Origin of the sequence: Chloroflexus aurantiacus J-10-fl, from assembly GCF_000018865.1 — a bacterium.
Lineage (GTDB): Bacteria > Chloroflexota > Chloroflexia > Chloroflexales > Chloroflexaceae > Chloroflexus > Chloroflexus aurantiacus.
This window is the reverse complement of the sequence record NC_010175.1, coordinates 629,421-656,163: the sequence shown is the minus strand read 5'-3', so window position 1 is coordinate 656,163 and position 26,743 is coordinate 629,421. Positions and strand designations below refer to the sequence as shown.

Annotated in this window: 22 protein-coding genes; 13 read left to right on the top strand and 9 right to left on the bottom strand. The window is 54.3% G+C overall.

All coding sequences use genetic code 11. From position 1 onward, the window contains the following. Nucleotides 1-4 precede the first annotated feature (4 nt). Nucleotides 5-160 (bottom strand): hypothetical protein, encoded by a 156-nt coding sequence (locus CAUR_RS21420; protein ID WP_242605038.1) that lies wholly within the window; start codon nucleotides 158-160, stop codon nucleotides 5-7. Between CAUR_RS21420 and CAUR_RS21415 the strand changes: the two genes are divergently transcribed. From CAUR_RS21415 to CAUR_RS02585, 6 genes are all read left to right on the top strand, one after another. After that, nucleotides 155-514, top strand: a complete 360-nt coding sequence (locus CAUR_RS21415) for a CpaE/TadZ family protein (protein ID WP_242605037.1) — start codon at nucleotides 155-157, stop codon at nucleotides 512-514. The two genes, CAUR_RS21420 and CAUR_RS21415, sit on opposite strands and share 6 nt — an antisense overlap. A gap of 54 nt (nucleotides 515-568) precedes the next feature. Continuing rightward, the gene (locus tag CAUR_RS02605) at nucleotides 569-1,966 is read left to right on the top strand and encodes a TadA family conjugal transfer-associated ATPase (RefSeq protein WP_012256416.1); all 1,398 of its coding nucleotides are present in this window, start codon (nucleotides 569-571) and stop codon (nucleotides 1,964-1,966) included. 42 nt (nucleotides 1,967-2,008) lie between these two features. Then, nucleotides 2,009-3,007, top strand: coding sequence for a type II secretion system F family protein (locus CAUR_RS02600; protein ID WP_012256415.1), 999 nt, complete (start codon nucleotides 2,009-2,011; stop codon nucleotides 3,005-3,007). Nucleotides 3,008-3,016: 9 nt separating this feature from the next. Then, nucleotides 3,017-3,952, top strand: coding sequence for a type II secretion system F family protein (locus tag CAUR_RS02595; protein WP_012256414.1), 936 nt, complete (start codon nucleotides 3,017-3,019; stop codon nucleotides 3,950-3,952). A gap of 7 nt (nucleotides 3,953-3,959) precedes the next feature. Continuing rightward, nucleotides 3,960-4,316: a DUF192 domain-containing protein gene (locus tag CAUR_RS02590; protein WP_012660457.1), complete on the top strand. Its 357-nt coding sequence runs from the start codon at nucleotides 3,960-3,962 to the stop codon at nucleotides 4,314-4,316. 612 nt (nucleotides 4,317-4,928) lie between these two features. Then, nucleotides 4,929-6,884 carry a glycosyltransferase family 39 protein gene (locus tag CAUR_RS02585; RefSeq protein ID WP_012660456.1) on the top strand — a complete coding sequence of 652 codons (1,956 nt, stop codon included), beginning with the start codon at nucleotides 4,929-4,931 and terminating at the stop codon, nucleotides 6,882-6,884. 127 nt (nucleotides 6,885-7,011) lie between these two features. Here CAUR_RS02585 and CAUR_RS02580 read toward each other — a convergent pair whose 3' ends face one another. Genes CAUR_RS02580 through CAUR_RS02570 form a run of 3 tightly spaced genes read right to left on the bottom strand, consistent with a single transcriptional unit; the run spans nucleotide 7,012 to nucleotide 9,731 of the window. Further along, the gene (locus CAUR_RS02580; RefSeq protein ID WP_012256411.1) at nucleotides 7,012-7,968 is read right to left on the bottom strand and encodes a stage II sporulation protein M; all 957 of its coding nucleotides are present in this window, start codon (nucleotides 7,966-7,968) and stop codon (nucleotides 7,012-7,014) included. Then, nucleotides 7,962-8,771: an isopentenyl phosphate kinase gene (locus tag CAUR_RS02575; RefSeq protein WP_012256410.1), complete on the bottom strand. Its 810-nt coding sequence runs from the start codon at nucleotides 8,769-8,771 to the stop codon at nucleotides 7,962-7,964. Before CAUR_RS02575 ends, CAUR_RS02580 begins: the two co-directional genes overlap by 7 nt. Nucleotides 8,772-8,777: 6 nt before the next feature. Continuing rightward, nucleotides 8,778-9,731, bottom strand: coding sequence for a decaprenyl-phosphate phosphoribosyltransferase (locus CAUR_RS02570; protein ID WP_012256409.1), 954 nt, complete (start codon nucleotides 9,729-9,731; stop codon nucleotides 8,778-8,780). A gap of 368 nt (nucleotides 9,732-10,099) precedes the next feature. Here CAUR_RS02570 and add point away from each other — a divergent pair, with 368 nt between their 5' ends. After that, nucleotides 10,100-11,140, top strand: a complete 1,041-nt coding sequence (gene add, locus CAUR_RS02565; RefSeq protein ID WP_012256408.1) for an adenosine deaminase — start codon at nucleotides 10,100-10,102, stop codon at nucleotides 11,138-11,140. A 385-nt stretch (nucleotides 11,141-11,525) separates the two neighbouring features. Here the strand turns inward: add and CAUR_RS02560 are convergent, their stop codons facing one another. From CAUR_RS02560 to gnd, 4 genes are all read right to left on the bottom strand, one after another. After that, nucleotides 11,526-11,894, bottom strand: coding sequence for a hypothetical protein (locus CAUR_RS02560; protein ID WP_012256407.1), 369 nt, complete (start codon nucleotides 11,892-11,894; stop codon nucleotides 11,526-11,528). 423 nt (nucleotides 11,895-12,317) lie between these two features. Further along, nucleotides 12,318-13,472 carry a glucose-6-phosphate dehydrogenase assembly protein OpcA gene (locus CAUR_RS02555; protein WP_012256406.1) on the bottom strand — a complete coding sequence of 385 codons (1,155 nt, stop codon included), beginning with the start codon at nucleotides 13,470-13,472 and terminating at the stop codon, nucleotides 12,318-12,320. Between the two features lie 14 nt (nucleotides 13,473-13,486). Next, nucleotides 13,487-15,007: a glucose-6-phosphate dehydrogenase gene (gene zwf / locus CAUR_RS02550; RefSeq protein WP_012256405.1), complete on the bottom strand. Its 1,521-nt coding sequence runs from the start codon at nucleotides 15,005-15,007 to the stop codon at nucleotides 13,487-13,489. A gap of 6 nt (nucleotides 15,008-15,013) precedes the next feature. Beyond that, nucleotides 15,014-15,916, bottom strand: coding sequence for a phosphogluconate dehydrogenase (NAD(+)-dependent, decarboxylating) (gene gnd / locus CAUR_RS02545; RefSeq protein ID WP_012256404.1), 903 nt, complete (start codon nucleotides 15,914-15,916; stop codon nucleotides 15,014-15,016). Nucleotides 15,917-16,348: 432 nt separating this feature from the next. On the opposite strand from gnd, the gene CAUR_RS02540 reads away from it, so the two are divergent. After that, complete coding sequence (locus CAUR_RS02540) at nucleotides 16,349-17,767, top strand: LCP family protein (protein ID WP_012256403.1); 1,419 nt, start codon at nucleotides 16,349-16,351, stop codon at nucleotides 17,765-17,767. A gap of 530 nt (nucleotides 17,768-18,297) precedes the next feature. On the opposite strand, the gene CAUR_RS02535 is transcribed toward CAUR_RS02540, so the two are convergent. Beyond that, a complete protein-coding gene (locus CAUR_RS02535) occupies nucleotides 18,298-19,851 on the bottom strand; it encodes a PucR family transcriptional regulator (protein WP_012256402.1) in 1,554 nt (517 codons plus the stop codon). A 195-nt stretch (nucleotides 19,852-20,046) separates the two neighbouring features. Here CAUR_RS02535 and CAUR_RS02530 point away from each other — a divergent pair, with 195 nt between their 5' ends. The 5 genes from CAUR_RS02530 (at nucleotide 20,047) to CAUR_RS02510 (ending at nucleotide 26,578) form a co-directional block, all read left to right on the top strand. Next, nucleotides 20,047-20,496 carry a MarR family winged helix-turn-helix transcriptional regulator gene (locus CAUR_RS02530; protein ID WP_242605036.1) on the top strand — a complete coding sequence of 150 codons (450 nt, stop codon included), beginning with the start codon at nucleotides 20,047-20,049 and terminating at the stop codon, nucleotides 20,494-20,496. A gap of 67 nt (nucleotides 20,497-20,563) precedes the next feature. Further along, complete coding sequence (locus tag CAUR_RS02525; protein ID WP_012256400.1) at nucleotides 20,564-21,796, top strand: extracellular solute-binding protein; 1,233 nt, start codon at nucleotides 20,564-20,566, stop codon at nucleotides 21,794-21,796. Between the two features lie 579 nt (nucleotides 21,797-22,375). Further along, nucleotides 22,376-23,455: a carbohydrate ABC transporter permease gene (locus CAUR_RS02520; protein ID WP_012256399.1), complete on the top strand. Its 1,080-nt coding sequence runs from the start codon at nucleotides 22,376-22,378 to the stop codon at nucleotides 23,453-23,455. Next, complete coding sequence (locus CAUR_RS02515) at nucleotides 23,448-24,548, top strand: sugar ABC transporter permease (RefSeq protein ID WP_012256398.1); 1,101 nt, start codon at nucleotides 23,448-23,450, stop codon at nucleotides 24,546-24,548. Before CAUR_RS02520 ends, CAUR_RS02515 begins: the two co-directional genes overlap by 8 nt. 122 nt (nucleotides 24,549-24,670) lie before the next feature. Next, nucleotides 24,671-26,578 carry an alpha-amylase family glycosyl hydrolase gene (locus CAUR_RS02510; RefSeq protein WP_012256397.1) on the top strand — a complete coding sequence of 636 codons (1,908 nt, stop codon included), beginning with the start codon at nucleotides 24,671-24,673 and terminating at the stop codon, nucleotides 26,576-26,578. Nucleotides 26,579-26,743: the final 165 nt, after the last annotated feature.

Below are 26,743 nucleotides of genomic sequence, written 5' to 3'. Positions count from 1 at the left end.
CGAATTAGTCTCCGCCGATCACATCCGTGCCATTCTCGAAGCTATCCGCCAGGAGTTCGATTACGTTATCGTCGATACACCGGCTTCGTTCCAGGATCGCTCGCTGGCTGCCCTCGACCTGGCGCAGCGGGTAATCACCCTCATGACGCTTGAGATGCACTGTATCCGTAATGTCAAGCTCTTCCTTGAGGTGGCTGATCTGCTCGGTTATCCCAACGATAAGGTCATGCTGGTACTCAACAAAGCGACCAATCGTACCGGGATTCGGGCCGAAGATGTCGAGAAGCACCTTCAACGTAAGCTGGCGTTGCAGATCGGTGATGCCGCTCAGGAGATGACGCTCTCGATTAATCAGGGAACGCCATTGGTGCTGGCAAAGCCAAACCATCAGGTAGCAAAAGACATCATGAACCTGGCCCGTGAATTGGTAGCCAAGGCGAGTAAAGAGGCAGCAGCGAAAGAGAGTTCAAAGCAGCGCAGTGGCTTATTCGGTAATTTGATCCCCCGGCGATAAACAATACCGGATTCTGCCTGATACGCTGCTTTACCACTGAGAAAGGTGAGCGCAATGTCGTTGTTGAAGCGAATTGGTGGTGGTGTTCCTGCAACAACCGAACCGGCTGTGCCACGAACCCCAGTCCGACCAGAAGCAACAGGTCGCTTGCAACCGCCGGTTGGTGCTTTTGGTACCGATGACACGTTTCGCGAGTTGCGCTCGCGGGTGCAGGATCGTTTGATTAACGAATTGAATCCTCAAATTGATTTGAGTAACCCGGCAAAGGTGCGCAAACAGGTTGAGGAGATTTTTAATGCGATCCTCGACAGCGAGAGTATTGTCCTTTCGCGCACCGAACGCCAGCGTCTGTTTGAGAGTATCACTGCCGATATTATCGGTCTTGGCCCAATCGAACCACTGCTGGCTGATGAAGATGTCAGCGAAATTATGGTCAACGGCCCGAAACAGGTGTATATCGAGAAGAAGGGTAAGTTGATCAAAACCGATATTACCTTCACCGATGATGATCACGTCATGCGGATTATCGACCGCATTGTCGCGCCGCTTGGTCGTCGGGTCGATGAGTCGTCACCGATGGTCGATGCCCGCCTAAAGGATGGCTCGCGCGTTAATGTTGTCATTCGGCCGCTGGCACTCAATGGGCCAACCATCACCATTCGTAAGTTCCGCAAAGATAAACTGACCGTGCAGGACCTGGTGCGCTTCGGCTCGATGTCGCAAGACATGGCCGATTTCCTGGCAGCTTGTGTTCAGGCCCGTTTGAATATTGTCGTTGCCGGTGGTACCGGCTCAGGGAAAACTACCTTGCTGAATGTGCTCTCGTCGTTTATCCCTGAAGATGAACGGATTATCACGGTTGAAAATGCCGCTGAATTGCAGTTACGCCAGGATCATGTGGTGACGCTTGAGTCGCGACCACCAAATGTGGAAGGAAAAGGCGAGGTGACAATCCGTGACCTGGTTATTAACTGTCTACGTATGCGACCAGAACGGATTATTGTCGGTGAGTGTCGTGGTGGCGAGACCCTCGACATGTTGCAGGCAATGAATACCGGTCACGACGGTTCAATGACGACCATTCACGCCAATACGCCACGCGATGCGGTGAGTCGTATTGAAACAATGTGTCTGATGGCTGGTATGGACTTGCCGGCACGGGCGATCCGTGAGCAGATTGCTTCGGCTATTCATGTCTTCGTCCAGCAATCACGCCTGAAAGATGGCTCGCGCAAAGTTACCCAGATCACCGAAGTCGCTGGCATGGAAGGTGATGTGGTTGTCTTGCAAGACATCTTTGTCTTTGAACAAACCGGTATTGATGAAAAAGGGAAGATTGTTGGTCAGTTGCGCCCAACCGGGGTTCGACCACGTTTTCTCGAAAAGTTCGAGGCGCTCAACATCTTCCTGCCGCCGACCATTTTTGGCTCGTCGGAACGTTTCAGTTTCTAACTACCGCGACGATTGGCGGCGTGAGAAGGAGGTGGCGCACGTATGGATTTGTTGCTCTCGCCTGAGATGATGCCGGTGACGTTGGGTGCCCTGGGGTTACTTCTGTTTCTGTTGGTGATCACTGTCGTTGTGTTAATGCGTCAGTCGGCAACTGCGGATGTGGCACAGCGCCTGGAAACGTTTGCCGGCGGTAAAGCCCAGGAACGCTCAAATGAGCCGATTGCACGTCAGGCTATTGAACGTATTGATGCTGTCGTTGCGAAGAGTAAGCAGGGTAGCTCCATCCAACGCGAGCTGGCCCGTGCTGATTTGAAGCTGACAGTAGCAGAGTTTATTGGTTTGAAGCTCGGTGCTGCTCTGCTTGGCGTGGTATTTGGTTTCATTTTGGGACGCGCAAATTTTCTGGCTCAGATCGGAGCTGCTACTGCCGCGGCCATTGTGTTCTCGTTTCTGCCGAATCTCTATGTCAACATGCGTGCAGCGCAGCGGATCAAGGCCTTCAACAATCAGTTGGGCGACGTTATCACTATGATGGCGAATGCCTTGCGTGGCGGCTACAGCTTTCTACAAACCCTCGATATGGTTTCGCGGGAAGCGCCACCGCCGGCTGCAACTGAATTTCGCCGTGTTGTCCAGGAAGTTGGTCTTGGTCGCTCAACGGAAGAGGCGTTACAGAATCTTTTGCGTCGCATGCCATCTGATGACCTCGATCTCTTGATTACGGCAGTAACTATTCAGATGGAGGTCGGTGGTAATCTGGCCCAAATCCTTGATACTATCGGTCATACCATCCGTGAACGAGTGCGGATCAAGGGTGAGATTTCAACGCTTACTGCGCAGGGGCGCATCTCATCGTGGATCATTACCGGTTTGCCGATTGGTCTGGCAATGTTTATCACGGTTGTCAATCCTGACTATATGGCCCCGCTCTTCACGTTTGGTTTTCCGCCTCAAGCATGGTGTTGTATGCCGGTAGCGTCACTGTTTATGATTGCGATGGGCTACTTTGCCATCCAAAAGATTATCGATATCGAAGTGTGAGGTGCGGCGATGATGGATTTGTTGATCGTAGCCGGGATTGTCGTCATAGGGGCGTCGCTGATCATCGTTGCCGTCAGACAGATGAATCAGTCGCGAGCGATTAGTGAGCGTCTCGATCAGTATACCGATATTTCACTTTCGCTCGAAGAGCTGGAATTGCAGCAACCGTTCCGTGAACGGGTATTGGTACCGCTGTTTCGCTCGTTGCTGAATACGCTTGGCCGCTTCGGTCTGAAACAGAATCAAGAGCGCTTGCGGATCAATCTTCAGTTGGCCGGCAACCCCGGTAATATCTCGCCCAATATGTTTATCGGGCTGCGCATGGCACTGGCGATTGTCTTGTTTGTCGTTATTGGCTTGCTGGTTTTTGGACGATTGCCATTCATGCAGGCTTTGATGGGTGCTCTGATCGCTGGGATGATTGGTTATATTCTGCCCGGCATCTGGCTCGACCGCAAGATTAAGGAGCGCAAAAAGAATATCCTGAAGGCATTGCCTGACGCGCTGGATTTGCTCTGTATCAGCGTTGAAGCCGGTCTGGCGTTCGATCTCGCGCTTCAGCGCGTTGCCCAAAAATGGGATAATGAGTTGTCGCGTGAATTTCAGCGCGTTCTGCAGGATATTCGTCTCGGTCGTACCCGCCGCGAAGCTTTGCGTGATCTAGTCACCCGCACCGGTGTTGAAGATGTACAGACCTTCGTCTCGGCTGTGATCCAGGCTGACCAACTGGGTGTGTCGATGTCGAAGATTCTGCGCATCCAATCAGACCAGTTGCGTGTCCGCCGTCGCCAGCGCGCTGAAGAGGCAGCTCAGAAGGCGCCAGTGAAGATGCTGATTCCGATGGTGTTCCTGATTTTCCCCGCATTGTTTGTGGTGATTTTGGGACCGGCAGTACCGCGGATTATGCAGGCACTTGGTGTGATGAATAGTGGGATGGGAAATTAAGGCTCGTATGGTACAGGTTGTGAATCAGACCCGACGCGCCATCCTTGCCAGTCAGTGCGAGGTGGCGCGCTCGTTTTTCGCCCGTGGTCGCGGTCTGCTTGGCCGCCAGTCATTGCCGGTCGGTGGTGGCCTGTTGATTGAACCGTGTAATAGCATTCATATGCTGTTTATGCGGTTTGCTATCGACGCAATCTTTGTTGATCGGAACGGTACCGTTGTGGCACTGTATCCCGATTTACCGCCATGGCGCATCTATGCCGGTCATCGCCAGGCTCGCTATGTGCTTGAATTGCCGGTGGGTGTGATTGCAGCAACTAACACGGTAGTTGGCGATCAGATTGTGGTTCAAGAGCTACAAGAATAACACTGTTGCCTCAGCGATCAACAAGTGCCACGGTAACACCCCGGTGTGCAGTACAGGCCCTCTGCTTGTATTCCATCAGCTCACACGTATTAGTTACAGATAATTACATCAAATCTGGTAAGATACGGTGCCTGGTACGCAATCTAATCTGCACTCTCCGCCCTGTGATTTGCACGATACGTATCGTTAGCAGCAGATTACCGGTTAACGGTAGATCTGCTTGCCTCCTTGTTCCACAAATGATCCCCACAGATTTTCGCGGATGCAGCGGATACCCGCAGATCAATGCTCGGTTGGTGCCGTGATGTACAGTATCACGCAAGATTTGATATTATCTTAGTGCTTACCTGTCGCTCGGTCGCACCAGGAAGTACGTCGGAGCCGTGTGTGACCGGGAAGACTTGATCTATTTTTGCACGCCTGGTTCAGATACGATGGGTACGGAAGCATCACTTTTGTTCTCCATCGCTATCTCACTGTGCGCGTAAACGAGAGTAGTTGCTGCCTGGTATGAATGAAACAACTTCCGTGCAGGCGCTGTCAGGTACATGCTATCGCTACATTGTTTTATTTTGCCTCAAAACACATTAGCTTTTCATGAGTTCACCGTATATGACCATTCTTGATCCAATTGGAAAACAGCGCAGACTATCCCCCTATTGGTCGGTACTGCTGCTTGGTGTGGCCTTTGCGGGCCTCTACAGCGCGACTTTGACCGAAGTCCATACCTACGATGCGCTTTCATATATTCTCGATGTTGATCGCAAGCCATGGCCTGAATTGTTTCATCCTCACCATCTGCTGTATGGGCCGCTGGGGGCGGTGATCCGTGCCATCGCGACTGCGCTGGGCTGGCAAGGCAGTGTTGAAATCTGGTTGCAATTGGTGAATGCGGTTGCCGGGGCAATTGGTGTCTCTTTTCTGTTTGCGATCTGTCGTAGCGTGACCGGATCAGGCATGGCGGCACTCGCAGCAACCCTATGGGTTGGTTTTAGCTATGCCTACTGGTATTACGCGGTAGAAGTCGAGGTATACACGCTGGCAGCTATAGCCCTGATCGGTGTGCTATGGCTGCTGTTTAAGATGGCGCAACAGCCCACGACGCATCTATCGATCTGGCTCGGTATGACGCAAGGGCTGGCGGTGTTGGGGCATCAGACGAATGTCCTGCTATCAGTGCCGATCTTTCTAACTATCGTGCTGGCCGAAACGAACCTTCAACGTCGGCTGCGATTGTTCGTCTCATACCTGATCCCGCTGTTGATAGTAGTCGGTAGTGCCTATCTTTGGGTGGCGATTGGGGTCAGCGGGATGCGCCGTTGGGAAGACATCTGGTTATGGTTGACGGGTTACGCGCAGACCGGCTTCTGGGGTGGTGCGATTGATGGATCGAAATTGATTGGTCTGTTGAAAGGTTGGAGTGCGACCCTGGCATTCTTTGGCGGTGGTGTGATCGGCCTGGCCGGTATAGGGCTGCTTGTCACTGGCAGAGAGGGTATTGCGCGCTTGCCGTTGCCATTGCGGGCCGGAATTGTCGGCTGGCTCGGGGTGTATGGTCTCTTTTTCCTGTGGTGGGAACCTGACAATATCGAGTTCTGGATCGCCTGTTTACCACCGTTAGCACTCTTGCTGAGCGCGGCATTGACTGTCAGGTGGATCGGTTGGGTTGGTCTGTTGTTGTCGCTCAGCCTGCTGGCGCTTAATCTACCGACTATCATCGAGCGCGGTGCAGCCGGGCGCGATCTTCAGCGACGAATTGCCGCAGCGCTGGCCGCAATCAGTCAACCCGGTGATTTGATAATCGTGCCCGATGGGGTGCTCGAATTATATTTACCGCACTACTGGCAGCACGATAACGTATACGGCCTGAACCAGGCAATGACGGCCAGTAATGGTGATTGGGAAGCGGCCTGTTCCCGCATTCAGCAGCGAATCGAGGCGACGCTCACTGCTGGCTATGCAGTGATCATCGCCGATGAGGCTCAGCGTCCATTGCCCGCCCCTCCCGATCAGCCACCGACGCCAGCCGAGCGCTTTGGTTTGAGCGCCGAGACGGTGGCCCGCTGTTACGCACCGGTGCAGGGAATGTTGCGTCTGGCTCCACTGCCGGCAGATTTGCCGACGTACCGGCTGATCCCACGGGCCAACGAACTGGCAGTTGCCGAAGGATGGGATTTTCGTCATGGTCGCTGGGGCTGGCAGGTCGGTGGTGTTGAGGTCGATACCCTGACTGAGGTAGGCTGGCATATGATCCCCACCCTCGATCCCATGCTGACCAGTCCGCCACTACTTCTCGCTACGGCTGATATTGAGGCGATAGAGGTACGACTGGCGACGACAACCACCAACCGCGATGCTCAAATCTTCGTGATCGATCCAGCCGGGCGAACCGACGAAGATTATTCGTTGCGCTTTACCCTGACGGGAATGGAAATGGCAACCTATCGCCTTCCATTCGATGAGATACGTGAACGACTGACACAGATCGGGGGGCTTCGCTTCGACCCGGTTGCTCTGGGTGATGGCGGAGCGGTACTTGTCGAGTCGATCCGGCTGATCAGGCGCTAAAGAAAGCCTGAACGTGCGACGCAGTGATGATAGCTGTTGCAGGGGAACATCTTCCGCGCTCAGGGTGTCTGTGACCCATCGTTGGGTGCGATAGATACTTCCGTGCCTGCCGTGTGCCATCTACAGCTTATCTGTGATGACCACTGAATAGCAGGTAGGTGTACAACAATACACCCGAACCTATTGAAACGATTAGCTTAACAATAAATGGCAATCCGGTTGGTGAAATAAACCCTTCGATAAGTCCAGCCCCAATCAGTATCAGCCCACAGCCGATGAGTAGCACAACAGCCCGCCGGCCTGCAACAACCAGCGCCTGACGCCGGCTGAGCAGACCTGGCCGCAGGATTGCCCAACCCAGTTGCAATCCAGCACCACCGGCAATAAAGATGGCACTGAGTTCGAGCGTTATATGGCCAACAACGAACCCCCAGAGATTAGGGGCAAAATCGAGGCGTTGTGCAATGCCACTCACCGTGCCAAGAAGCAGGCCGTTGATAACCAGAATGTACGCCGTGTACAGGCCAAATGTCACACCGCCGGCAAATGCTCTGATGGCAACATTGATGTTGTTGGTCATAATTTCAGCGGTAGCGGCAGCCGGCCCTTCATTAATCCGTAACCACCACTCTTCACCGGCGCGAATCTGATCAACCAGAACCTCAATACCGGGAATAAGGACTTCGCCTAACGCAGGATCGCGAAATGTCGTGATGAAGGCTGCTATTGCCGGCAGTAAAAGCAGTATTGCTGCGACGAGTGTCATTGGCCAGGTTGCGCGAAAGGTTTGGGGGAGTGTAAAGCGAAAAAAGGTAACAATGCGCTGCGGTTCGTTGAGACTGTAGCGATAGACCACTCCATGAGCACGGGCAACAAGCTGGTTGAGATAGCTGGTCAACAGATGATCGGGATAATCACGGCGGGCAATTGCCAGATCGGTACAGGTCTGACGGTACAGTTGCCCGAGTTCTTGCAATTCGGCTGCCGACAACTGAGCAATACCGCCCCTGGCACGATCAATCAGTTCCTCAAGTCGTTGCCAGGCAGTGCTGCGCTGGCGAATCTGTTGATCGGGTGTCACCATCTCTTTATCACCGTGCCCATGGCAAGTGATTGACCGAGGAGTGCAGCGGTAAGTAATGCCGGGTCTGGCCCAATAAGCGTAACTTCCAATTCTGGCAATCGCTCGATTAAGTGCCACATCAATTCGATCTTACTCCGCATACCACCGGTCACATCAGCAGCCCGTGAGCCACCGGTCATCACTAAGACCTGAGCAATATTTTCCTGATTAATCAGCGGGATTGGTTGAGCGGTAGGATCACGGTGCGGATCGGCAGTATACACGGCTGCTTCACCGACCAGAATAATACGGCGCGGTTGTAACGGGCTGCGTAGGGCAAGAAAGCTGAGCAGCGCTTCGGTAGAGATAATCGCCGTACCCTGAGCGGTATCAAACGCCACATCACCATGAATAACCGGCACCAGCCTGCGTTGCAATGCCTCGGCAATTGGGGCGGTCTCCCAGGTAATGATCTGACCATTGGTACTTTGCAGAGAAGCCGACGGTTGAAAGCTGACTGCCGGCACCTGCGCAGCCAGCAATGTATCGACCACAATCCGATTGAGGCGCAGGGCCGCTGCCGCGGTAAGGGCAAAACCCGTATGATCGGCACTTAAAGGTATCCCACGATGAACGCCATAGCGTGCCGCATAGTGGTGCCCAAACGAGCCACTGCCATGCCCCAGCACCAACGCCAGGTTCGGATCGGCAGCACGTGCCTCTGCTACAGCGTGTGCCAGGCGTTCGATCACCACCAGATCAGCAGCTTCGCGCCCTGTCTTATCGGTAATAACCGAGCCACCAAATTTGATGAAGGTATACACAGCCGTTTACGATGGAAACAGTACTAAAACACCCAATACAGTGACGCCCCATAATACAATACTCAGGGCCAGTGGCCGATCTTGCAACACCAGGTCTTCGGGTGCACCTCCACCGTCACGTTGATGGATCAGGTACAGGTAACGAAAGATGGCATACACGACAAACGGAATGGTGATCATCAACATCGGAAACGGTTTTTGGGGTGCAACCGGTGCCGAGAAAGCCGTCATGCTATATGCCATCACAATACTGGCAGTCACAATAGCCTGCATCTGATCAAGCAACGGGATGGAGTATTCGTCCAGAATACGGCGATGATTACCGGCACCATCTTCAAGCAATTTTAGCTCGTGTCGGCGCTTACCAATGCCGAGGAAGAGGGCCAGCAATCCCATACAGACAATCAGCCAGGGTGTAATAACAATATCAATCACCACCGCACCGGCAACTGCCCGTAAAATGAAGCCCGCCGCAATAATCAGAATATCAAAAATGACAACATTCTTTAGCCAGTAACTGTAGAGAAAGCCCTGGACGGCGATATAGATAGCCAATACCAGCATAAAATCAAGATCACCATCGAGCCAGAATGCAAACGGAAAAACTGCGATGATCAGGATTGCCGCAGTAACCATCGCTAGCGTGGGACTAAGAATACCGGCTGCCAGTGGACGATGGCGTTTCTTGGGATGGGCACGGTCTTTTTCAATGTCTACCAGATCGTTAATCAGGTAAATTGCACTGGCCGCCATACAAAAAGCGATAAATGCCCCAATAACCCGCAGTAACTGAACAGGCTCGGTATACCAGAGGCGTCCTTCCGAAAAAGCAATTGCAGCAAAGACGAAGATATTTTTGATCCATTGCCGTGGTCGCATTGTGCGGATCAGTGCCTGTAAGGAACGGGCACTGAGGGGAGCCACGCGCTCGATAGATTGTGAACCAGAAAGGTTTTTCATGGATATCGTTACATCCTCATCAGTCCAGACCTTGCCTGATTGTACCCCACGAGCGCGTCAATCGTCAAAAGCTGCCACTACCTGCATGAAACAGCAGCGATTCGGGATCATCATGCACCGGATTGGCTACCTTCCATGCGCGGTCTGGCGGACGGAAGTGGTGTTTCCGCTCCCCCGTACTCTCTGCCAGGGGCGTATCGCATCGTTCACCCTGCTGACCCAGATCTGATGTGCGTTTGCGCCACGTCCTGGCTTGTCGATGATCAATGAGCTGAATTTCAGAACGTACTTGCTCATTTCGTTGTTTCGTCGCACTGCAATATCCGGTACAATACCGTACATCTGCGTTTTGGAAAGGGGGCGAGATTATGCTGACGGCTGAACTGGCGGCGTTCATTGAGCGTATGCCCAAAGTTGAACTTCATCTTCATCTGGAAGGTGCGGTGATGCCGCAGACCTTTTTGGCTTTGAGTCGGCGTAATAATATCTCCCTCCCAGTGCAGACCGAAGAAGAACTGCTTGCCCTCTTCCACTACGACGATTTTCACAATTTTCTGGAAACATTTATGGCCCTGGCGGCAACCATCGTTTCCGGTGAGGATTTTGAATTACTGGCGTTTGAGCTGGGAATGGCCCTGGCCCGTCAATACGTGGCTTACGCTGAAGTCATGATTTCGCCGATGCAACATGTTCGGCGGGGCGTTGATCTCCGCGAAGCGCTGGCCGGAGCAGCATCCGGTTTTGCGCGTGCCAGGCGTCAGGGCGGACCTCACGTTGGGATTGTGCTTGACTATGGCCGACAATACGGCGCCGAGGCAGCCTGGCCGATCCTCGAAACGGCCATCGCCTGTCGTTCGCTCGGTGTGGTGGGATGGTCGATTGGCGGTAATGAAATTGGTCATCCGCCGGAAGAGTTTGCCGAGTTGTTTGCGGCTGCCCGTCGTGCAGGTTTAGGGTTGATGGCGCACGCCGGTGAAGTTGTTGGGCCGGCCAGTGTTTGGGGGGCAATTGATGTACTGGAGGTTTCTCGTATTGGTCACGGCATTCGCAGTGTAGAAGACCCGCTCTTACTGAAAGCACTGGCCGAGCGTGACGTGGTGCTCGATGTCTGTCCGAGCAGCAATATCCGCACGAAAGCTGTCACGTCCTGGCAAACCCACCCGTTGCGTCAATTGTACAATGCCGGTGTGCCGGTTACCATCAATTCTGATGACCCAACATTCTTCGAGACAACGCTGAGCGAAGAGTTTCGGCGGATCGCTCACCATTTCGGCTTCACGGCGGATGATTTTTGCCGTATGACGCTCACGGCTGTCCGGGCCACATTCTTGTCACCGGCAGAGCGTGATGCGCTGCTGACAACCGTCGCTCAGGAACAGCAGCGATTGCGTGCAGCGTTGGGGGTGTAGCGGCATGCCTGACCGTAGCATCCCGGAGATTGCGTTGTCTGGCGTGCGGAAGGGTGATTTCTGCACCTACCATGCTCGACGGTGGGCGCGCATCGCACTGGTATGGATACGGCATTTGATCACTTTCATAATTCCATGCGATCCAACACGTGTTCTCTCGCCCTCCCGCTTTTTCTGCCGCAACGACATCATGAATAATCCATCGCGGTGACAATGTGATGGACACAGTAGGGGCGAGTTTAGAACCCGCCCCTACTGTGAACAGGCCTCGGAGGCTGACTGCCAGGATGAATAGCACGACGTTGATGCTCAACACCGTGCAGTGCAACCGCATGACGATGTGGGTAGCAGCCAGTTCCCACGGACGCACAACTTCTAGTGTTTATCACATCACCAGGAACGATAGATAGAAGATAAGGAAGAAAATGAACGACACGGTATTGGCGACCAATGCTGCCATATAACTCGCGGCTGCTTTGCGTTTGCGGATCAGCATAAACACAAAGCCTTCAACTGCTACCGCCAGCGCAAAAGCCGCTACGATAACGGCCAGCGGATTGACCAGCGCCAGCAACAGTTGACCAAGCAATAAGGTGACGATTGCGGAAACCGTGCTGGCGATAGCCGCATCTCCTAACGCACGAAACAGTGGTTGCCACTTGATCTGGACAAGAGTTAGCCATTCTAACAGTAACATCAGAACCAGTAATCCTACGCCTATTGGGCTGAAGATAAGTTCAGTGAAAGGAAACATCGGTTTGATCCTGGCTTCTATGCAATTATGCGTATCTATACTCTCCAGAAGGGTTTACACTATCCCCAAACCCATAATGGATAAGATAACTCAAGTTGCTACCTACGCTATGAGCAGGCCACGTGGAACTGACTGCTATAATGAACAGCACAACCCTAAGCACAACACCATGCAGTGTGATTGAACTGAATGAACCATGTGGATAGCAGCCAGTTCCCATCAACGCGCTACATCATGCCTTACGGTAGTAACTCGAGTTATGCCCATCCTCTGTGTCCTCTGTGGTGATAAAGGTAGCAACTTGGGTTAAGATACTACTTCCACCTGTTCCAGCAGGTTGTTTCGGCTAGATGTTGAAGATCAACGCCCCATATATCTTGTCTACTGTACCAATTGGACCGACCGATAGCCGAGGTCGTCTCGTCAATGCGCAGTGTTATTACGATTGACCAAACGACGGGCCAGGCCGCCGGCCAGACCGAGTGCTGCGGCAAAGGTGCGGTCTCTACTCAGCAGGCGCAGTTCACTACTTAAGAGATCGGCCAGCGTTGCATGATCAATCTTTGCGGTGCGTTCAATAGGGCTGGCACCGGCAATCGTTGCCCGCGTACAGGCATGACCGGCATCATCAGTTGCCTCAACGACAAACTCGGCCCGTTGATTATCAATGGCCCGCAAGCTGATCCGTTGTAGCCCTTCACCGTGTCGATCTGGCGCGGGGCGAATGGTAACACTCACCAGCCGAATGGCCGCCGGGCCAACCCCAACCGCCGGTCGGCGCAGGTAGAGTCGGATACTATCGCCTTCAATTCCAACCGCATCTTTAAGTGGCGTCCACTTTAGACAACTGGCCAGCCAGCCTACGAATAGCAGGGCGGCTACCGGATTCGCTACTGCATCGGCAGCATACTCTATCTCGATCTCATCAATCCGATGCAGATGGGGCAGAAATGATCGGGTGTCAAAGAACTGAGCCGTTAACTCACGCCACGGTGTCAGTCGTGTCCATCCCAGATCACTCACCGCCGGTGCTCCGTTTGCCCGTTGTTCAAAGATTGCCAGATCGGCCAGTTCTGCAATCGGATCGGCAAAGGTGGTTGAGTCAACAATCAGCCGATCACATAGCCGATACAGGCGTTGGATCAATGGCTGAGCCAGTGGCTGAGGCCCGGGTGCCCATAGCACCACCGGTAGATCGGGAACCAGTAAGGGCAGGACGATGCCGGACAATTGACCGGCTGGGGTGCCACGGGAGTGAATTGTGATCTGCTCACCGCACACCTGAGGACATCCGGCATTCGTGAGTGTGCAGAGGGCCTGGACATTGGCTTGCAACATTGGTGGTGTGCCGGGCTGGTCGATAACCACAACGGTACGATTGGGATGCTGTGCCGTCAGTTCTGGCGCTACTGCCAGTATCTGTTCGGCCCAGGAATCATCTGGTGCGCGCACGATCAGGTTGACTGTCAGCGCCCGTATCACTGCCTGGCCACCGGCGTCGGGATGGTTGGCCTGCTCTTGCCACATCTGGCGTAATTCACGCTCGATGGCGCTGATATCGATTGCCACCTCACTCATAGTTTTCCACCATGTCACAATCGCCGCCAGAATCGGCCATCGCGAGCGATAAATTCATCGGCTGCGGCGGGTCCCCAACTCCCCGCCTCGTAATTGGGAAACGGTTGTGGCGGACCTTCGGCCCAGTCGCGCAAAATAGGGGTTAACAATGCCCAACTGGTCTCGACCTCATCGCGTCGCGTGAACAGTGTACCATCGCCGAGCATACAATCGAGCAAGAGGCGTTCGTAGGCTTCGGGCGAGGTGACCCCAAACGAGGCACCGTAGCGGAAATCCATAGTGACCGGACGGATTTGTGGTTGACCCGGCACCTTTGAACTGAATTTCAGCGAGATGCCTTCATCGGGTTGAATCTTCATCGCCAAGACGTTGGGTTCAAGATCGTTCAGTGGCGTATCGGCAAAGATCATTGTCGGTGCCGCTTTGAACTGGATCGCAATCTCGCTTACCCGACGCGGGAGTCGCTTGCCACTGCGTAGATAGAATGGCACCCCGGCCCAGCGCCAGTTGTCGATGAAGAGTTTCAGGGCGACGTAGGTTTCGGTCTGTGAAGTTGGCGAAACCCCCTTCTCTTCCCGATACCCCCGCACCGGTCGGCCATTGGCACTACCCGGCCCGTACTGACCACGTACCGTATCATTGACCGACAATGGCCGGATTGCGCGCAGCACCTTCACCTTTTCGTCACGAACTGCATCGGCATCATAGACTGCCGGCGGTTCCATGGCCACCAGACACAGCAATTGCATCAGGTGGTTCTGGATCATGTCGCGCAACGCACCTGAGGTGTCGTAATAGCCGCCGCGATCTTCAACCCCGATGGTTTCGGCAACCGTGATCTGGACATGGTCAATATGGCTCCGATTCCAGATCGGCTCGAAGATGCCGTTCGCAAAGCGAAAAATCAAGATATTTTGCACCGTCTCTTTGCCGAGATAGTGGTCAATGCGATAGACCTGATCTTCGCTGAAGACCGACAAAACCTCGGCATTGAGTGCCTGGGCACTGTTCAGATCGTGCCCAAACGGCTTTTCGATAATGATCCGCGTCCAACCATGCGAATGCGCCAGACCATGCGCGCCTAGTTGGGCGATGATGGTTGGGTAGGCTTCAGGAGGGGTCGCCAGGTAAAAGACTCTATTCCCGCCGGTCCCACGCTCGGCATCGATAGTTGCCAGTCGTTCGGCCAGACGGGTATAGGCATCTGCATCGTCAAAACTACCGCGATGATATTGAATGCCTTGCGCAAAACTTGCCCATAAATCTGGATCAACTGCGCCAGAGCGTGAATTGGCATTAACCGCTTCGCGCAACAGTTCGCGGAATGTTTCGTCTGTCCAATCGCGACGGGCAAACCCCACGACTGAGAAGCCGCCAGGCAGGCGGCGCTCACGGGCCAGATTGTAGAGGGCCGGCACCAGTTTGCGACTGGTCAGGTCACCACTGGCGCCGAAGATGACCATTGTACAGGGTTCAGGGGTACGCCCTATCCGTAGTCCGGCCCGGAGCGGATTGTCCAGGACATTGGTTGTCACGTTGATCTACTCCACCTTCTTGACGGCGTGGCCACCAAACTGCTGGCGCAAAGCGGCCAGCACCTTCATGCTGAAGCTGTCTTCTTGCCGTGAACGGAAACGCATCTGTAACGACAGGGTGATAATTGGTGCCGGTACATCGAGATCGATGCTCTCCTGAACTGTCCAGCGCCCTTCACCACTGTCTTCAACATAGCCCCGGATACTGGACAGATCGGCATCGGCTGTGAACGCACGTTCGGCTAATTCCAGCAACCACGAACGAACGACACTGCCCTGGTTCCAGAGATGACTGATTTTGGCGAGGTCGAAATCGTAGCGGGACTGGCGCAAGATTTCAAAACCTTCGGCATACGCTTGCATCATACCGTATTCAATGCCGTTGTGGATCATTTTGACGAAGTGTCCGGCACCATGCGGCCCACAGAGGAGGTATCCCTCTGGTGGCGCGAGCGTTTGCAAGAGTGGCTCAACGTAGTGGAAGGTTTCTTCGTCACCGCCGACCATCAGGCAGTAGCCGATTTGCAAACCCCAGATACCACCACTTACCCCGATATCGAGGAAGCGCAGCCCCTGGGCTGTCAACTGTTCGGCATGAGCGATGCTGGCTTTATAGTTGTTGTTGGCACCGTCGATCACAATATCTCCCGGCGTCAGGAGCGGGGTTAGGGCTGCCAGATGCTCATCAGTTGCGCTACCAGCCGGTAGCATCAACCAGACAACACGCGGTGGGGTGAGCATTGCTACCAGGTCGGACAGCTCTTCGGCTGCGATCAAATCGTGTTCTGCCGCCAGTTCGCGCGCTTTGGCCACCGTCCGGTTATATACAATCACCCGATGACCGCCGCGCCGCAAGCGAATTGCCATGTTCGCGCCCATCCGACCAAGTCCGATCAAACCTACTTCCATGATGTGCTCCTCACATGCTTCAATCTCATTCAATTGACCGAGATTAAGGTTAGTACGCGCCACACTATATCAGTGATCGGTCACAACACTGAAGCGAGCGGTTTTCCGATATTACGGCGAACGTTGACCACATTGAACATGTGTCCTAAAATAACCTGCTAGATGTAGCGATCCATCGGTGGTCAGTGTTTATCCAACAGGAATTGACGCCGGTCATCTTTTCCAGTCCCTGCGAGGCTCAACAATGAAGAGCATTCCCTGGCGCAATGTATAGCTCAAAAACGTGACCTGGTAAATACTGTTTCCCGGGAAGCTCCTACATCAGTACTCGCTGCAAATTGTTATTGCACAGGCATTATACTCCGGTCTGATGTATCCGAAATCACTATCACGTATTATTGAGCGAAGAAAATATATTACGTGAGCAATCGTATGCCAGACAAACCATCAAATGGACAATATGTTACACCTCGTGGTGGCACTCCTTACACCGGCGAAACCCGGGTGATGCGTCGCCTGAATGCACCATCCGGTTCTCCATCTACCCCACCGCGACGACGCTGGGCGCTGGGCCGGATACTTCTGGGGCTGATGACGATAATCATCCTGGTGATCGGCCTTGGCTACTGGCAGGTCTGGCAACTGGCGCAGCGTGTTGTGGTGTCTGATCCCCGTGGCCCGGCACTCTCTTCACCATTACTTGGCGCGAATATTCTGGTTGTCGGGGTTGATATCCGGCGTGACCGCCCAGAAGAGGGAGTGCGTAGTGATACCTTGATGCTGATCCGGTTTGACGGGATGGGGGGTTGGGTTAACTTACTTTCGATTCCACGCGATACGCAGGTTGAACTGGATGAGCTTGGTCCCAGCAAGATCAACGCTGCTTACGCTTACGGGTATCGACATGCTACCGAACTGTACGGCGATGGGGTGACACCGGAACAGGCCGGTATGGCCTACGCTGCCGACACCGTGAGTCGCTTCCTCAATTTTGATCAGCGCGGCATGCGGGTTGATTACGTCGTGCAGGTTGACTTCGACGGCTTTGCTGCCCTGATTGATGCACTCGGCGGGATTACGATTGATGTGCCGCGGCGGATTGTTGATGAGGCGTATCCGACTCCTGACTACGGAGTCATGCGGGTTGAGTTTGAACCCGGCCCTCAACGAATGGATGGCGCACGGGCACTCATCTACGCTCGCACCCGTCATGCTGATAGTGATTTTGGCCGCACCGAGCGCCAGCAACAGGTGGTGCAGGCTATCGTCCAGGAGATACAGCAGCGTAACTGGTTTGAGCGCATCCTCCTGATCCCGCGCTTACGTGACGCGATCACGCAGGATGGTGAGACACCGGCAATAGTCACGACTCTGCCGATAGCGAATGTTGATACATTGCTGGCAGTAGCACGGATCGCAGCAAATCTCGATCCGGCCCTGATCGGACGTTATCGGATTGAACCGGGAACCGTCGCAGTGCAGACAAATGGCTCTAACCTGATCTGGGATGCTAACGATGTGGCGGCATTGGTCACGCGCTGGCTGACGCCACCCGGAGAGGCAAGCGAACAGGCGCAGGTGCAGGTGTTTAACGGGGCCGGGGTGGTAGGGCTGGCCCGTCGTACCAGCGAAAAGCTGGCGGCAAACGGTTTTACACTCCTCTCACCGGCTGATGCACCACCTGGGGAGTACCCGCGTACCGTCGTATATCAAATTGGGAACACCCCTTTCACTGCACGTCGGCTTGCCCAACTACTCGGTGCTGATCTGGTCGTTGGTTCACCGCCGGGCATCAGCAGTCAGGCCGATATTGTGGTGATATTGGGTAACGATGCGGCGAATGGGGAGTGATGTAAAACGGGGATGCGTGACCGTCACGCACTCGTCCTGCCCTGATCACCTTGCGGAGAAGATACCTTTACCAGACAGAGGTGCCTGTGTCGTATCATGTAGAGTGCCGCAGCGTAGCTGTTGCGCCAGTCGTGATCACGATCATGCGCGGGTCACAACGGTTTACCCCACCGGTCACGAGGACGACGTGCAGGCAGAGCACGTCTGTCAGGCTTGATCACCCCTGATGAGCAGACTGCGTGCGAGCGGTGGCACGAATCGTGGATCGGGCTTTCAGTCTGCCCACCATTCTCCTTTCGCGCTTGTTCTGTGACAGTAGCACTGGTCGTGAGCGAGCGCAGGCGAGAATTCCCCTGCGGAGCGAGTCAACTGCGTGGCAACAATCGCCTGGTAGTAAGCATGGCAGATGCCGAATCCGTGCTTCCGCACTCCAAACGGTGCAGCGGAAACGATGATGCAACGCATCCGTACTCAGATGCACCACCAGGGTATTTGGAACCCGTGCCCTGACCTCTCTGCCAGATTTGCTATCACTCCTCAAGCGTTGCCAGGATGCGATGTGCACGTACAGCCAGCCAGAGGGCAAAATGTTCCTCGGCGTTGTCGAGGTCCATGCCACTAATCTCTTTAATGCGTTCGAGGCGGTAGAGCAGCGTATTCCGGTGGACGTGCAATGCTTCTGAAGTTGCCCGTAGATTGCCAAGATGATTGAAATAGGCTTCGAGTGTCTTAATCAGATCGGCGTGTTGGCGTTTGTCGTACTCGGCCAGACTCGAGAGCGTCTCCCGGTAGAATGACCACAACTCAGGCGTTTCACGGAGACGGATCAACAGGCGATACACACCGAGATCGCCGAACGCCAGCACCCGGTCGTTGCCAAAAATCTGCCGGCCAAGGCTAAGCGATTGCTCTGCTTCTTCGACTGAACGGCGCCACTCGGTCAAATGAGTTGCAGGGGTGCCGATTGCGATCACGACATTTGGATGATCGAGCCGTAACCGTTCGCGCAATTGCTCTGTTAGCTCTCGCAGGCGCGTAACGCTGGTCGTAGGCAGCATACAAAGCACATTACTCTCACGACGAGAGATTGGTGCGTTCACGCCTAGACGTTTCAGTTCATTCTGAATGTTCGTTGCTGCGCGAGCCAGTGTTGCGGTGCTGGCATCATCAATATGTACCAGCATCGCCGTATGGGGCAGATGAAGGGTATATCCCAATTCCTGACCACGCTGGATCACTGCGGCCAGATCACCGGGTGCGCCGGCCAGAATCCCGGCAATAAAATCACCGCGTAGACGTTCCTCGGCAGCCTGTACCGCCTGCTCTTTCGCCAGCTCAAGCGCCAGTGCCAGTGCACCGCGCTGTGCCGCGGTGCGATCCCACGGATCGAGTAGCGTACCGGCAATCGCAACATACCCGATTGGCAAACCTGAATTACCAATTGGTTCGACCCAGATTTGCTGGTTAAGCAGCGTCGTTTCACCCCGTCCATTTGGCCGCAGCGCTTGTAATGCCAGCCGCGATTGCCCCCGCCCACGTTGGGCACGTAACACGCCATTCGAGGCGTAGAAAGCCACGCTCTGACCGGTACGTTCGTGCAAAATATCGAGCAGACCGCTTATTCCGCCACCTTGTAGAGAGCACTGGGTCAGCAGATCGTACAGACGAGCGGCCCGACGCTCAAATTGGGCTTCATAATCGGTAATAAGGCGGGTGATTTCACGCTCTACTTCACGTAAGTCAACCCCTTCGGGAAGCTGGAGCAAAGGCAAGCGGGCATCTTCGGCAGCCTGCTGATCTTCGGGCGTAATAGTGCCCAGGACCGCCACACCTGCAATTGGCACCGGTGCCTGCGCCAGACGACGAACGAGCACGGCAAGGGTAAGCCGAGGATCAAGGGCCAGGGCAGCTTCAACTGATAGTAAGGCTAATTCGCCGCCACGGAGTTCGGCAAAGGCCGGTAGGGTTGCACGTAACGTTGCAATCCAACTGACCTGACGCCCTAACCCGGCAGCGCCAGCCACAATATTTGTACCTTCGGGTAGGGCCAGGCGCACAACGTCGCGCACGGTGATCGTTACCATAGTGATGCATCACAATCGTTTATCACCGAAATCTTCTCGTATTATACAGTGTTCTTGCAAAAAGTGCTGCACCCACTTGACAAGCATCGTCTCATCTGATACAATCCCATACACAATAATTTTTTATACAACTATTCTGTCGACAATGAAGTTCATTGCAACTATATGACGCCATCTGGCTCAGAGCAGCACCGCATGATACAGGAAGTCTATGTTTTGCTGGATGACGGTGACCGTCGTGTACTCCGTCAATTCCAGCTTAATCCCACGCAGTACGCAGCCCTTCTGCTGCTGGCCGAGCACAATGGCGTGCGTTTGTCGGATCTGAGTGAGTATCTTCTAATCGATAAGAGTAGCACTACCCGGCTGGTTGATCGGTTGAGTGCTCTTGGTTTGGTCGAACGAATTGCTGATGCCAGTGACCGGCGGGTGCAGCGGATTGTGTTGACCAGACAGGGACGTGAGCATTTAGGGGTGGTTCGATCTGCATTCACTGAATCCGTCAGGCGACGTTGGTCAACGCTTGATAGTACCGAGCACGAGACCCTCATTCGGTTACTGCTCAAGCTCCGTCGCGAATTAACGATATTGCAACACGGGACAAATGGTGTGAAAGGAGGTGACATATCACCAGAGCGTGATTAGTGATTAAGGCCTGTTGTACGTCGATTATCAGGTATGGGCATTGTTGCCTCAAGCAAAGGAGTCTCTTGTGAAGCGTCTGTCGTTTTCACTCATCGCTTTATTGGCATTGTTCGCCTCTATCCTGGCCGCCTGTGGTCAAGCCCCCGCTGCTCAACCAACCGCTGCTCCCCAACCAACGACCGCGCCAGCCCCATCAACCGGTGATGGTATGGCCATTACCGGTACGGTAACTCTCTGGCATGCTTACGGTACCGGAAGTGCTGAGGAAAAAGCGATCAATATGCTGATTGATCGCGCACGTGCTGCTTACCCTGATGCCACCATCAACGTTCTCCAAATCCCCTTCGATCAGATTTTCAACAAGTTCAACAATGAGGTCTCATCAGGTGGTGGCCCTGATATGTTTATTGCTCCGAACGACAGTCTTGGCAGCCAGATCCGTGCCGGGGTGCTGGCCGATCTCAGCGAGTATCAGAGCAAGTTGACCGATGTTTCACCGACCGGTGTGGCCGGGATGTCGCTTGACGGTAAGCTGTACGGGATTCCTGAGTCGTTCAAGGCAGTTGCTCTCTACTACAACAAGAGCAAGGTTGCCAACCCGCCGGCTACTACTGATGAATTGCTGGCGCTGGTGAAAGCTGGTAACACCCTGGTGCTCAACCAGAATGCCTACCACAATTTCGGCTGGTTGCAGGCGTTCGGTGGTCAGTTGATGGACGCCAATGGGAAGTGTATTGCCGATCAGGCCGGTGGTGCCGAGTGGTTTGCCTTCCTGAAGGCGCTGAAGGAAGTTCCGACGGTGACCTTCTCGACCGACGGTGGTCAGGCCGACTCGCTCTTCAAAGATGGCAAGGCCGATATGATCATCAACGGCCCCTGGGTGCTTGGTGACTACCGGGCCGTGTTGGGTGATAATCTCGGTGTAGCTCCGATGCCGGGCGCTGCAAAACCGGCTGGCCCGCTGACCGGTGTGGATGGTTTCTACGTCAGCATCAACAGCCAGAATGTTGCAGGCGCGGTCGCGTTGGCGATGTTCCTGACCAGCCCTGAGTCGATGAAGGTGTACGTTGACGAAGCCGGGCACGTTCCGGTCAGCACGAAGGTCGAGATCAGCGATCCGCTGGTGCAGGCCTTTGCGCAGGCTTCGGCAACTGGCGTGCCACGGCCTCAGATCCCCGAGCTTGACAACTATTGGGGACCGTTCGGTGATGCGATGACCAAGGTGCTCGACGGTGGTGCCGATCCAGCCGCAGCTGTGGCCGAGGCCTGTGCTCTGATGAACACTGCGAACGGGAAGTAAGTCTGCTTCTTACCAACCGTTCGCCAGACGGCAACCACGATTGTTGACCGTTTTCGACAATCGGTTGATGATGGTGTAGTGTAGTCTACAGGACTGGCGGGAGCATAACAGCCTATAATATGCTCCCGCCAGTTGCAACCGGTACAGTCTGATCAAAAGATGGCTGGTATACTGGGCAAAAGCAGTGATATGATAATCCAAGTTGCCACCTTACGTCACCACAGCGGTGCGGAGCATTGAGCGCGACGGGGAGAGGGGGGGAACACGGATGGACGCGGGTTTGGCGGATGCACGCGGATAGATTGTCACCCACAGTGCTCCCTTCTATCACCACAGCGACACGGCGGGTGGGCATACCAGATGGCTGTGACGTCGTGCATCTACGAAACTGGCTGCGACCCACCTGATGCATACCGGTCAGGTACGCTGCACGATGTGGTGCGCAGGGTCGTGCTGGTCATCATCGCCAGTAGCCTTTCGTGGCCTGCTCACAGTGTATGTGGCAACTTGGGTTATGATACAGTTGCGCAATGGGGCACCATCTCAGGCAATCAGTCCAATCAAAGGGGAGGAAGCCGCATGGCAACCACAAATCCAGAGCTGACCTCGCAATCGGTGCGTGTACCGCGTTCAGCTCTGCGCGAGGGGTGGAAACAACTGCGCACCCCAATTGTCTACTTGTTGCCGGCGTTGATCATCATGATGGTGGTTACCTTTTATCCGCTGGCATTTCAGGTCTGGATGTCATTTACCGACTACGGTGTCATCAAAGAAGAGGGCAAACAAACGCTCAACCCCTTTGGCCCAAACGGCACGACACCACCCAATTATCGACCGGCTCAATATGTCGGTTTGAAAAATTACCTCGACATCATTACCAATAACCCCCAGTTTGTCGCCCGTCTTGGTGGTAATTTTGATTTTTGGCGTTTACTGGCGTTCAACCTGTGGTGGACGTTCTCGAATGTCGGGTTTCATGTCGTCTTGGGGGTGATCATTGCAGTATTGTTGAATGTAGAAGGGCTTTGGGGGCGAAAAATCTACCGTGCCATTTATATTTTGCCCATGGTGCTACCCAATATTGTCGTTGCTACCGTCTGGCGCAATATGTTTGACGATCAGTACGGTTCAATTAATCAGTTAATAAATCTCTTTATCACGCCATTCGGTCTTGATCCGGTACAAATTCGCTGGTTTAACCAGATTCAAGACCCCATTCCAGGGATTGGTTTACCGCTCAGCTATTATGCAATGTTGATTGCCAATATCTGGTTGGGATGGCCGTTTATGACTATCGTTGCTACCGGTGCACTCCAATCGATCCCGAAAGAGATGTACGAGGCGGCCAGTATCGATGGAGCAACCGGTTTACAGCAATTCTGGCGGATTACGCTCCCATTGTTGCGTCCGGCAATGGTTCCGGCTGCAATGGTTGGTATCGTAACGACATTTAACCTGTTCCACGTCATCTACTTCATGAGTGGTGGCGGTCCACTCGGTCGTACCGAGATTATGGTTACGCAGGCGTTTAAGCTGATTAATGTTAACCAGCTCTACGGTGTTGCCGCTGCCTTCTCGGTCATTATTGCCCTGGTGCTGATCCCGATTTTCTTGATTACCAACAAGATTTCTCGCGCCACGGAGAGCTACGATGTCTAGTGTCACCATTCGTTCGCGTCGTTCGGGCAGTACATCCGCCGGTCGCCGGTTGAAGTGGTGGCAACAATTAGTGTTGCAGGCGATCTGTCTGTTCATCGCCGCCACCGTCTTATTCCCGGTTCTCTGGATCGTGAGTATGTCACTCGATCCACGCAATATCTCGCGTCCGACCGAGCTGAATCTGATCCCGCCCGGTGCATCGTTGCAGGCTTATTTGCAGGTGCTCGACCGGCCAACAGCCAATCCGGTTACGTTTACCGAACTGGCCTTCAACAGTCTGCGCCTCGCTGGTGGCGTCTCTGCCTTTGCTTTGTTGATCGGTGTCAGTGCTGCCTACGCTTTTTCCCGCTTCAAGTTCCCCGGTCGCCAGTTTATGATGATTGCAGTGCTGGCGATTACGGTGTTGCCGAGTGTAGCGACCATTGCACCGCTGTTTGCCCTGTTGAACAGCATTCGTATCAGCAGCGCAATTATGAGCATTGTGCTGATTCTGGCCGGGTTGATGCTGCTCGGTTTGACTGTTTTTGCCGTAGCACCGGCCATCCGCCTGGGATCGGCGGGTCCAGGTAACTATTTATTTGGCGCAATTGGTCTGGCGATCAGCCTCGGTTTGATCTATGGCGGTATCACACCGGCACGCAGTGAAGTCTTCATCTTACGCAACTCTCTGCTGGGGGTTGGGATTGCCATGGTTTCGGGTGCTTTACCGTTCGCGATCTGGAATCTGAAAGGGTATCTCGACACTATCCCGAAAGAGCTGGAAGAAGCAGCGATTATCGACGGCGCTTCCCCGAGTCAGGTCTTTTTCCAGATCGTGTTACCCCTCGCCACGCCAGCCCTGGCAGTGACCGGTTTTCTCGGTTTTACCGGTGGTTGGACCGAGTTCTTTTTGTCGTGGCAATTCCTGACCGACCCAAAAGATTTTACGCTCGCCATGTCACTCTACAACATGACCGGTCAGTATGCCGGTCAGATCCCCTGGTCGCGCTTTGCTGCCTTCTCGATCTTGCTGTCACTACCGGTCGCAATTGTCTACCTGCTGTTACAGCGCTATATCATCGGTGGTTTGACGCTGGGTGGTGTGAAAGGCTAGGCGCTGCTGCAACATGGGATGGTATGAAAGATAGCGCATCCCATCCCATGTTGCTCCCCTCTGGTTCTGCATAATGTCAATCGTTTTGTCCTGATATACGTCAACTCAAAGGATGGTTCATCGTGGAACAGTATCACGTCTCTGCCGATTTTATCTTCGGGACTATGGCGACCGATAGTCGGCGATTGGGGTACGTGCGGGCCGAGTTAGCCGGTATGTCGCACCGCTACCGGATGGAGCCGCTCGCTCCACAGCCGGGCGAACCGGTGCGGCTCTTCGTCACCCTTGGCCCGTCAATTGTCGCCGATCAGGTGTGTGTCTACTACACAACAGATGGTAGTGAGCCTCACGGTGAACGAGGTCAGCCGGCGCCGGGAAGTCACGTAGCGCACGGACAACGTCTCTCCAGTCATTGGGATACCCTGCTCTGGGGATACGCCGAGGAGTGGGCAATTGATCTCCCACCACAACCAGCCGACACGGTGGTTCGTTACCGGATTGAAGCCTGGCTTCGTGAGGGGAACGGCTCACTCTGGTACAGCGAAGTGATCGGCGCAACTGCGGGTGACGGTAGTGTTGTTGGGCAACCAGGGCCGGGCGATCACTATCTGCACGAGATGGGGTATGAATTCAACCTGACGTTCTTCCGCCGTCCACGTACCTGTGCGTATCGGGTTGGCGATGAGGGAGTACCGGGATGGCTTGATGATGCGCTCATTTATCACGTCTTCATTGATCGTTTTCATCCTGGTCCTGGCCGACAGTTTGCCAATCCGCCAACTCCGATGGGGATTTACGGTGGCACTCTCGCCGGTGTAACCAGCAATCTGGATTACATTGCCAGCCTGGGCACGACGACGATCTGGCTCTCGCCACTCTTCCCTTCACCCTCTCACCACGGCTATGATGCGACCGACTATTACAGTGTCGAGCCACGCCTGGGTACCATGGCCGACCTGCAAACGCTCATTGCTGCGGCCCATGACCGGGGAATGCGGGTGATCTTTGATTACACCGCCAATCATTTCTCGAACAGACATCCTATCTTTCAGCGAGCGATTAGCGATCCTCACAGCCCAGAACGAGACTGGTTTATCTTTACCCGTTATCCTGATCTGTATGTGTCGTTCTTTGGGGTTGCCGAATTACCGCAACTCGATCTGGACTACCCACCAGCCCGCCAGTTTATGATTGATGCCGCCCGTTACTGGCTGGAACAGGGGGTTGATGGGTATCGCCTCGACTATACCATTGGCCCCTCACACGATTTCTGGACATTATTCCGGGCGGCAATGCGCGCCGTCAGGCCCGATTGTGTGCTCATCGGTGAAGCTGTGGATACGGCAGAGGTGCTACGCTCGTATGTTGGCCGTCTCGATGGCTGTCTGGATTTTCTGCTGCTGCAAGCCATCCGCCGCTTTTTCGCCTTCGATGAAATACGTGCCAGCCAGTTTGCTGTCTTTCTCAACCGCCATCTGAACTACTTTCCACCCGGCTTCAGTTTGCCGACATTTCTCGACAATCACGACATGAATCGGTTTTTGTGGGTGGTACGCGGTGACACACGTCGTCTGCGGCTCGCGGCACTTTGTCAGTATACCCTGCCCCATCCACCGGTACTCTACTACGGCACTGAAGTTGGCCTTAGCCAACGGCTCGATGTGCGTCACGCCGACGGAAGTGGTCACCCGGAAGAATCGCGGTTACCGATGCGCTGGGGAGATGAACAGGATCAGGAGTTGCTCGATTTCTACCGGCAACTGGGCGCGCTGCGACGGGCAACGACCGCGGTCTGGCGAGGTAAGCGGACTATCACCCATATTGATGATCAGCGTGGACACCTGGCGTATACCTGCACGGCTCAAGACCAGACCTGGCTCGTTGTGCTGAATAATGCCTCACAGGCTGGCGTCATTCCCGTACCTCCAGGTCGCTGGACGGTTGTCCTGCCGAGCCAGACTGCCGAACTTGTGGCCGGAAAGGTCGCGCTGCCACCGTATGGTGGGGCGATCTTACGTCGCGAAGCGTAGCCAGTTGCACATTCATCGGCGATCCGGTATACTATCGTTTCGGTGTAAGAATAACGGCGCATAATCGCTGCTACGGGGCGCACCAAATCTACAGCGAAGGAGGTGATGAGGAGGGATCACGGTTACGACCATAGAACAGGTATTGCCCCGTACCGACAGATGTTC